This window comes from Embleya sp. NPDC056575, assembly GCF_042793325.1.
Classification (GTDB): Bacteria; Actinomycetota; Actinomycetes; order Streptomycetales; family Streptomycetaceae; genus Embleya.
The window spans coordinates 1-6,973 of the sequence record NZ_JBHTVA010000142.1 but is presented as its reverse complement, the minus strand read 5'-3'; the positions used below and the strand labels follow the sequence as shown (position 1 = coordinate 6,973).

Below are 6,973 nucleotides of genomic sequence, written 5' to 3'. Positions count from 1 at the left end.
GAGCGGAATCGGTCGGCGAGTTCGGCGGAGATCTCGACGTCGGACTGGTCGCAGCCCTCGGTAATGGCCTTCAGGACCTGGTAGGTGCGGGTGTGACCGTCCAGGTTCGGGCGGATCCCCTCGAGGACCGTGCGGTGGAACTCGGCGCCGGCGTCGCGGACGATCCGGGCCTGCCGCTCGTCCGCCTCGAGGCGGAACACCTTGAAGTCACAGCCCCCGAACAGGGCGGCGACCAGGTACACCTCGAGGCCGAGGGCGTCCATGTAGTGCCGGACCTGGGCCTCGTAGTAGACGGGGACGACGTCCGAGCCGTCCTCGCCCCACTCCTCGGCCATGTCGTGGCGGATGTTCTTCGCCTCGACGCCGTACACGCGGCCGGTCTCGCGGTCGACCGCGAGCCGGTCAGGGTTGGCGATCTGCCACGGGCGCTCGAAGTTGCGCCACGTGCCCGTGCGCAGCACCTCGAGGTGTGGGTGTTCCTCGGCGAACAGGACATCGCAGATGAACGGTTCGATCTTCTTCCCGATCGACATCTGCCGGGTGACCTCGCGCGTCCCGCCCATGCCGCGCTTCTCGTGCCACAACGAGAACCGGCTGTCCCACGGCGACAGGCCCAGCACGGCGGCGATGTCGGAGCCGCCGAGACCCTGCGCGCGTGCGGCGTGCCACTCGGGCGAGCCGTCGGTGAACGTCCCCAGGTACTCGGCTGCGGTGATGCTGTCGGGGGCCGCCGCCGCCCTGGGAGGCAGGGCAGCGGCGGCAGTCGAGGCGGTCACCGGGCCCGCCGTTGTTCGGCGTACTTGCGCCTGCGATGCGCGGCGCACGCCCGACATACGCGGCTGCCAGACGGGTTCACGTAGAAGGTCTGCTCATTGAGTACGTGGCCCCGGATGCAAACCTGCTTGTGCACAAACGGAGAACGGCGGGTGTTCTCGGTGCCCGTCACGGCCTCCAGGTGCGTCGGATTCACGCAGCGCCGATTCCGACAGAGGTGGTCCAACTGCAGTCCGTCGGGAATGGGTCCGATGAAGTGCACGTAGGCCACGCGATGCGCCATGAATGCCCGGTGCTTGCGACGGATCTCGCCATACCCGTACCGGTTGGTGCGACCAAGCCAGACCATGCAACCGAGGGCATTTGGCAACGCCATGCGTGGCAGGAGCGTGGCCACCAGTGACTTCACGCCGCACCACCCGACTCGGCCGCGACCGCAGCCCACTCCAGGACGTCGAGTACCTGCTCGACCGTGCGCTCGGGGGCGTCGTTCCACGGCCCGATCACCTGCGTCGGCCGCGTGTGCTGGCGGTCCAGCCTGCTCGTCAGGCCCAGCACGGCAACGATCGGCCCGAGGTCCCGCAGCTCGTCCTCACGCGAGATCCAAGGCTCCCCAGGGTCCTCGCCCGAGGCGAGGTCCACGGCACCGAGCAGGCACACCCGGCACCGCTCGGGCGGCAACGCCTGCTGGGGGTCGTACACCCAGCCCTGAACCCAGCCGTTCTCGCGGATGATCTCGGCGGCCCGCCGGTACACGGCAGGCAGATGTGAGGTCGTCATCGGGTCGTCTCCCCGGTCGTCGTGTCGGTGGCCGCGCAGTACGCGGCGATGTGCGCCTCGGCGGCCAGGCGCGCGCACACCGGCCACACGTCCAGCCACTCGCCCGCCGGGCAGCCCGGCCCCGCCAGATACCAGCCCGGCCGGTCGTCGTCCACGCGGTGCGTCAGCGACCACAGGCCGTCGCGCGAGGTCAGGTGCTCCGAGTCCGGCTGCGTCCACGCCGACAGGTCGTAGAGATCGGTCACGACGCACCACCGATCTCGGTGCGCGACGCCTCGACCAGCGGGAACCGCTTCGTCAGCCAGCCGTGGCGGTGGTGCAGCCAGTTCACCGAGACGAACCCCGAGTCCAGGTCGGCCTTCACGTCGACGTCGTACTCGCCGCCGATCTGGTGGCGGACCAGGAGGGACGTGCGGCTGGCGAGCCACGACGACACGGCGCCGGGGGCGACGATGCCGACCGGCACCTCGATCACCAGGTCCGTGCCGAACTCCGAGCCGCACTCGACCCGGTACAGCGCCGGCGGCGGGCACGTCGGGTGGCACACCAGGCCCCGCTGCGTCGACGCCAGGTGCGGCGGGTTGCGCCGGCCGCACGCCGAGCACGACGCGAACTCGTCCCACGCGTCCCACGTGTCCGGCCACTCCGGCAGCGGCTGCTGCGGGGCCATTGCGTGCTCGTTGACCGTGCGGCGGATGAGCTTCACCGCGAGGCGAACAGCGGCCTGCCGGTCCCGGTTCACCTCCGCGTCCGCAAGTGCCAGCAGCCCGGCCATGTCCTGGCGGAGCGCTGCGATCAGCGCGTCGACGGCCGTCACCGGGTCACCCCCGCGACCAGCGGGCGAACGATCGGCGCGTCATCGGCCGGCCCGCACTCGCGGCACCGCGACTGACCCGCCGGAATGTCGTGCACCTCGCCGCACCCCGGGCACCGGGCCCAGTTGCGCGGCCGGCGCAGGTGCGCCCGGCGGCGGGCGTCCGCGAACTCCGCGTCGTCGACCGCCACCTGGGCCTCGTGCTCCGCCAGGACCTCCTCGACCGTGCGGCCCTGCTCCGCGGCCCGCCGGATCGACCGGATCAGCGACGCCTCGCGGGCCTGCGTCCAACCCAACTGCTCGGCGCAGATCGCGCGCCAGTCACCGGCGGCCACGTGGACCGCCAGGTCCTCGCGCACCGAATGGGTAATGTGGGTCATGTCCTGCCACCTCTCTGTGTCTCTCACGGACTCGGTGTGGTGGGGCAGCGGGCTGCGTCCTGGACTGGCGCGGCCCGCACCCTTGTTCAGGGGGTGTCGGTGATGGCGGCGTCCATCGACGCCTTGCGCTTCGCGATCCGCCGCTGGATCAGGTCGACACCTGCCGGGCGGACGTAGAGCGTGTAGTGCGAGCAGCGGCCCCAGTGGTGCTCGACCGGGTGCTCGATCGACCGGAAGTGCGAGGCGTGCGCCGCGTAGAAGTCCCAGGTCGTAGCCCCGCACAGGGCCTCGCGGGCGAAGATGAACTTCTCCTCGACCAGGAACCGGCGCAGGTCCTGCTGCCGCCACGCCAGGAGCTTCGCGACCTCACGGATCAGGCGCTCACCGGACTGTGCGGACAGGTACGTGTCGTGCGCGATCGCCTTCGGCTCCAGCTCGCGGAGCTTCGCGTCGGCCTCGACCAACTGCCGGGCGGTGCGGGCGAACTGCTCGGCCATCGCCAGTACACCGGCGGCGGTGGTGATGTCCGGTAGGGCCGGCGCCGCGGGGGCAACGGTGTACGAACCGGTGCGGCGGATGCTCGGGATCACCTCGCGGGTGATCCACCGCTTGAACGCGCGAGCCTGCGGCTTCCGCGACCGGAGGATCAGCGAGTAGAGGCCGGACTCGGAGACGATGCCGACCTGCTGCGGTCCGCCGGGGGTCTCAGCAATGCTGACCCCCTTCTCGTCCTCGTCCAGGGTGGCGACGGCCTGACTTGCGTTCGTGTGGGCGAGGACCGTGCACACGTCGGTAGTGACGAACCAGGGCTCGCCGCCGAGGGTGATGGTCCGGACCGGCTGGCCGGTCTCGGGGAAGCTGAAGGGGGTGATACTGGTCAAGACCTGCTCCTTGTACAGAAGGGGTGGTCTCGGCCGGTCCTTCGGGGCCGGCCGTTGTGCGTCAGGCGGCGGTGGTGTCGTCCTCGATGAACCACTTGAGGCAGGCCCGCTTCGGGAAGCGGAGGGTTCCGCGCTTCTTGATGAACGGGATGCCGTTCTTCTGTGCGTCCTTGGTCCAGGTCCGGCTGACCTTGAGGAGATCCATCAGCTCGGGCCGGGTCAGGAACTCGTCCTCTTCGAAGAGGTCATCGAGCTGCGGGGGTGCCGTCCGGTTCACTACGGTCTCCTGTAGCTGTAGATGTTGCGGGCGGGCCGACGGACTGTGTGGAGTACGTCGTGAAGAGCTTTTCGAGTGATGTGTCGAGGGCGGCGGCGATGAGTTGCGCCGACCGCCGAGAGCATGTCTCGCGCTGGCTGCGTCCGGTCGAACACAGGAATCCGATCAAGGACTGGCAGACGCCGCGACCCTCCGGGTCGGCCGCCTTGGTGGCTCTGGCCAGTGCGGGGATCGAAGCTCCCACCTCGCCTTTCGCCGCTCTCAACGGCCTCCCGGAATCCAGGCGTTGCAGGCGTTCCATGGGGATCCTCACTCTTTATTGCCGGGATTCGGCCAGGGCCGCTTCCCGATGACTACTTTCTACAGTAGCTGTAGCGGACGGTCAAGGGCGCCGCATGGCGCATTCGGTCGGATGGGGTCTTCCGTTGCCTGCGGGCGCCTCCTTGGCGCGACCGTGCGCGCCCATGCGCGGGCTGTAATCAGGCCAACCTTCTACAGTGCACTTGCCCTGTAGAAGGCCACCGTGGATCCTGTCCCCATGAGCGAGGCGCCCCAGTCCCCGGACCTGTCTGCGCTGCTGAAGCACGCCATGGCCAAGACTGGCGCGACGCAGGCAGACATCAGCCGCCGCACGGGCATCCCTCCTGCCACGCTCAGCGCATGGCTGCGGCGTACCCGACGAGCCACCGACTCGGATCTACTGCGCGCCCTCGCGGAGAAGAGCGGCCTCGGGCTCACGGTGCGCGAAGTCCACGAAGCAGCCGAGCGGCCCATGCCGAACCCGGTGGGCGAGGAGAAGGCCAAGCAGCTGCTGCGGCTCTTCGGGGAACTCACCGAGGCCGAACAGCGAGTGGTCGAAGCGACCGCAGAGGCTATTCGCATGAACCGTGCGTCATAGCATCGTTACAGACGGTTGGTAGCGATTGTTCGGTATCGCGCACAACCTTTTCCCGGTTACGGATCTGTGCCCATTTCCATGCGAATGGGTCGTGACGTGATCCCGATCACGGGTTACGCTCTCTAATCCGCTGACCCTCCACCGGCGGAACGGTTTACCGGACACACCCTGGGGGTCAGTCATGTGCGTGCGCGTCCGCTACTCGGACATCCAGACGGCAGACCTCGAACCCCACGCGTACTACGACGCCGACGACATGGTCGTCTACGTGAGCGAGACGGCCACTCTCGGCCAGGCCCTCACGCTCGTGCGGCGAGTGATGACCAACCTCGGCGTGAAGCAACACCCCTTGGGCTGCACCTGCTTCTGTGGTGACTGCGTACTCCTCACCGAGTGGTACGCCACCGTCTCCGTGTAGAGCGAGGGGCTCCTCATGCCGAAGAAGGCACAGAACAACCCCCGGCAGATCCGGGTCAAGTCGTGCGGATGCGCACTGTGCGTCGCCAAGTATCCGGATCCGCCCCGTCGCCCGCGGCGCGACTGCATCGGGTCCTGGCAGGCAAGGTGGCGCAGGCCGGACGGCACCGGGACCTCCAGGAACTTCAGGACCAAAACGGAAGCCGAGAATCACCTCGACAACGTGAAGTCCGACCTCCACAAGGGCACTTACATCGACCCGAAGCGCGGCAAGCAGCTCCTGCGCAAATTCCGGCCGCGCTGGCGCAACGCCCAGGACGGAGCCGAGACCACGCTCGAACGTGACGACCGGCTGTGGGCCAACCACATCGACCCGAAGTGGGGCGGCTACCCCCTGGTCGCCATCGAGCACCTCGACGTCAAGGCGTGGGTGAAGGAGTTGGGCCAAACCCTGGCGCCGGGCACGATCATCAAGGTCCATCAGATCCTCGACCGCATGCTGACGGCCGCGCACGTGGAGAAGCGCATCCCGCTCAACCCCTGCGAAGGCATCAAGCTGCCGACGATCCCGAAGAAACACCCCGAGGACCGCAGGCCGCCGACCGTTCAACAGCTTGACCTGGTACGGGCGAAGCTGCCCGAGTACCACCACCCTCTCGAAATCTTCCTTGAGGAGACGGGGCTTCGATGGGGCGAGGCAACCGGAATGAGGCTCTGCAACGTGGACTTCGAGCGGAAGCGGATCCACGTCCGCGAGATCCTGATCGAGGTGGGCGGTGCGCTGAAGCGCAAGGCGTACCCAAAGTCGGATGCAGGGTTGCGCACGGTCGGTATGACGCCGCGGGCCGAGGAGGCATTGAAAGCGGCGATGGCTCTGCGCGCTGTCGAGCCGACCCGGTCGGCCATCGGTGACGGCATGTGTAAAGAAGAACTGCTGTTCCGTGGTCGGAACGGCTCGCCCATCGGCCGCAATGGCTTCCGCAGGCTGTGGATTCCCGCGATTCAGGCGGCCGGCGTTGCCAGGGTCACGATCGACGAGAAGACCGGAAAGAAGGAATGGTGGCCCCAGGTCCACACCATTCGGCACCACTTTGCCTCGAAGCTCGCGGATCTGAACGTGCCGGAGGTCGTGGTCCAGGAGGTGATGGGACACGAACGCGGCGGCGAGGTCACCTGGTTGTACACCCACGCCGCAGCGGACACCGCCGGCCAGGTGCTTGCGGCGCTCATGCAGGAGCGCCCGAAGCTGGTGGCCGTGTGAGCCGGCGGGAATCCACGGAATCCACATCCCGTCCACAACCCCACGGACCTAATCCGACCTCATCCGCCCTCGGGCGACCTTTGCTAGGAACGAGTGGGTCAGACCAGGGCAACCGCATCCGACCTCAGGCGACCGCACCCGTCCTGACCTGGGGTTTCGGCGGACGGTCCCTGATAAGGAAGAGGCCACAGGTTCAAGTCCTGTTAGGCCCACTCTCGCAAGTGCCGATCAAGGGCCCTTCCCCGTTGCCTGGGGAAGGGCCCTTGATCAACTTAGAGGTCATTCAGGGGTGAGCCGAATCAGGCCGCCCGCCCCTTTGAGCGACTTCGCGCAACGACGGTTCGACGCCTCGGGATCCGGTCCGCACAAGCGCGATGCGTTCAAACTTTCTCTACGTGTTCAAGGGCCGCTTGCCCCGCGCACGGCGCGGGGCGCGCGTCCGGGGCCCGGCCGCCGCTCTGTCTCCGCCCCACGCCGACCGGGCCCCGGAC

Annotated in this window: 11 protein-coding genes; 3 read left to right on the top strand and 8 right to left on the bottom strand. The window is 68.1% G+C overall.

All coding sequences use genetic code 11. The features are described 5' to 3' along the window. The 8 genes from ACFRCG_RS47975 to ACFRCG_RS47940 form a co-directional block, all read right to left on the bottom strand. Positions 1 to 776: lambda-exonuclease family protein (locus ACFRCG_RS47975; RefSeq protein WP_380043002.1), on the bottom strand; the 776-nt coding region annotated here is incomplete at its 3' end. Then, complete coding sequence (locus ACFRCG_RS47970) at positions 773 to 1,183, bottom strand: HNH endonuclease signature motif containing protein (protein WP_380043001.1); 411 nt, start codon at positions 1,181 to 1,183, stop codon at positions 773 to 775. The genes ACFRCG_RS47975 and ACFRCG_RS47970, both read right to left, overlap by 4 nt. After that, the gene (locus ACFRCG_RS47965; RefSeq protein WP_380043000.1) at positions 1,180 to 1,554 is read right to left on the bottom strand and encodes a hypothetical protein; all 375 of its coding nucleotides are present in this window, start codon (positions 1,552 to 1,554) and stop codon (positions 1,180 to 1,182) included. Before ACFRCG_RS47965 ends, ACFRCG_RS47970 begins: the two co-directional genes overlap by 4 nt. Further along, on the bottom strand, positions 1,551 to 1,799 hold the full coding sequence (locus tag ACFRCG_RS47960; protein WP_380042999.1) for a hypothetical protein: 249 nt from the start codon (positions 1,797 to 1,799) through the stop codon (positions 1,551 to 1,553). The genes ACFRCG_RS47965 and ACFRCG_RS47960 overlap by 4 nt, the downstream gene beginning before the upstream one ends. Continuing rightward, positions 1,796 to 2,371 carry a hypothetical protein gene (locus ACFRCG_RS47955; protein ID WP_380042998.1) on the bottom strand — a complete coding sequence of 192 codons (576 nt, stop codon included), beginning with the start codon at positions 2,369 to 2,371 and terminating at the stop codon, positions 1,796 to 1,798. The genes ACFRCG_RS47960 and ACFRCG_RS47955 overlap by 4 nt, the downstream gene beginning before the upstream one ends. Beyond that, complete coding sequence (locus ACFRCG_RS47950) at positions 2,368 to 2,748, bottom strand: hypothetical protein (RefSeq protein ID WP_380042997.1); 381 nt, start codon at positions 2,746 to 2,748, stop codon at positions 2,368 to 2,370. The genes ACFRCG_RS47955 and ACFRCG_RS47950 overlap by 4 nt, the downstream gene beginning before the upstream one ends. An 86-nt stretch (positions 2,749 to 2,834) precedes the next feature. Beyond that, positions 2,835 to 3,629 carry a phage antirepressor gene (locus ACFRCG_RS47945; RefSeq protein WP_380042996.1) on the bottom strand — a complete coding sequence of 265 codons (795 nt, stop codon included), beginning with the start codon at positions 3,627 to 3,629 and terminating at the stop codon, positions 2,835 to 2,837. A 61-nt stretch (positions 3,630 to 3,690) separates the two neighbouring features. Then, positions 3,691 to 3,906 (bottom strand): hypothetical protein, encoded by a 216-nt coding sequence (locus ACFRCG_RS47940; protein ID WP_380042995.1) that lies wholly within the window; start codon positions 3,904 to 3,906, stop codon positions 3,691 to 3,693. 538 nt (positions 3,907 to 4,444) lie between these two features. Between ACFRCG_RS47940 and ACFRCG_RS47935 the strand changes: the two genes are divergently transcribed. The 3 genes from ACFRCG_RS47935 (at position 4,445) to ACFRCG_RS47925 (ending at position 6,482) form a co-directional block, all read left to right on the top strand. After that, positions 4,445 to 4,804, top strand: coding sequence for a helix-turn-helix domain-containing protein (locus ACFRCG_RS47935; RefSeq protein WP_380042994.1), 360 nt, complete (start codon positions 4,445 to 4,447; stop codon positions 4,802 to 4,804). Positions 4,805 to 4,985: 181 nt separating this feature from the next. Then, positions 4,986 to 5,222, top strand: a complete 237-nt coding sequence (locus ACFRCG_RS47930) for a hypothetical protein (protein WP_380042993.1) — start codon at positions 4,986 to 4,988, stop codon at positions 5,220 to 5,222. A gap of 15 nt (positions 5,223 to 5,237) precedes the next feature. Then, the gene (locus ACFRCG_RS47925) at positions 5,238 to 6,482 is read left to right on the top strand and encodes a tyrosine-type recombinase/integrase (protein ID WP_380042992.1); all 1,245 of its coding nucleotides are present in this window, start codon (positions 5,238 to 5,240) and stop codon (positions 6,480 to 6,482) included. The last annotated feature ends 491 nt before the right edge of the window (positions 6,483 to 6,973 follow it).

Bases quoted from the DNA above. Each gene is read 5' to 3' on its own strand.
- ACFRCG_RS47965 (WP_380043000.1), bottom strand. From the start codon at position 1,554: ATGACGACCTCACATCTGCCTGCCGTGTACCGGCGGGCCGCCGAGATC.
- ACFRCG_RS47950 (WP_380042997.1), bottom strand. From the start codon at position 2,748: ATGACCCACATTACCCATTCGGTGCGCGAGGACCTGGCGGTCCACGTG.
- ACFRCG_RS47935 (WP_380042994.1), top strand. From the start codon at position 4,445: ATGAGCGAGGCGCCCCAGTCCCCGGACCTGTCTGCGCTGCTGAAGCAC.
- ACFRCG_RS47930 (WP_380042993.1), top strand. From the start codon at position 4,986: ATGTGCGTGCGCGTCCGCTACTCGGACATCCAGACGGCAGACCTCGAA.
- ACFRCG_RS47925 (WP_380042992.1), top strand. From the start codon at position 5,238: ATGCCGAAGAAGGCACAGAACAACCCCCGGCAGATCCGGGTCAAGTCG.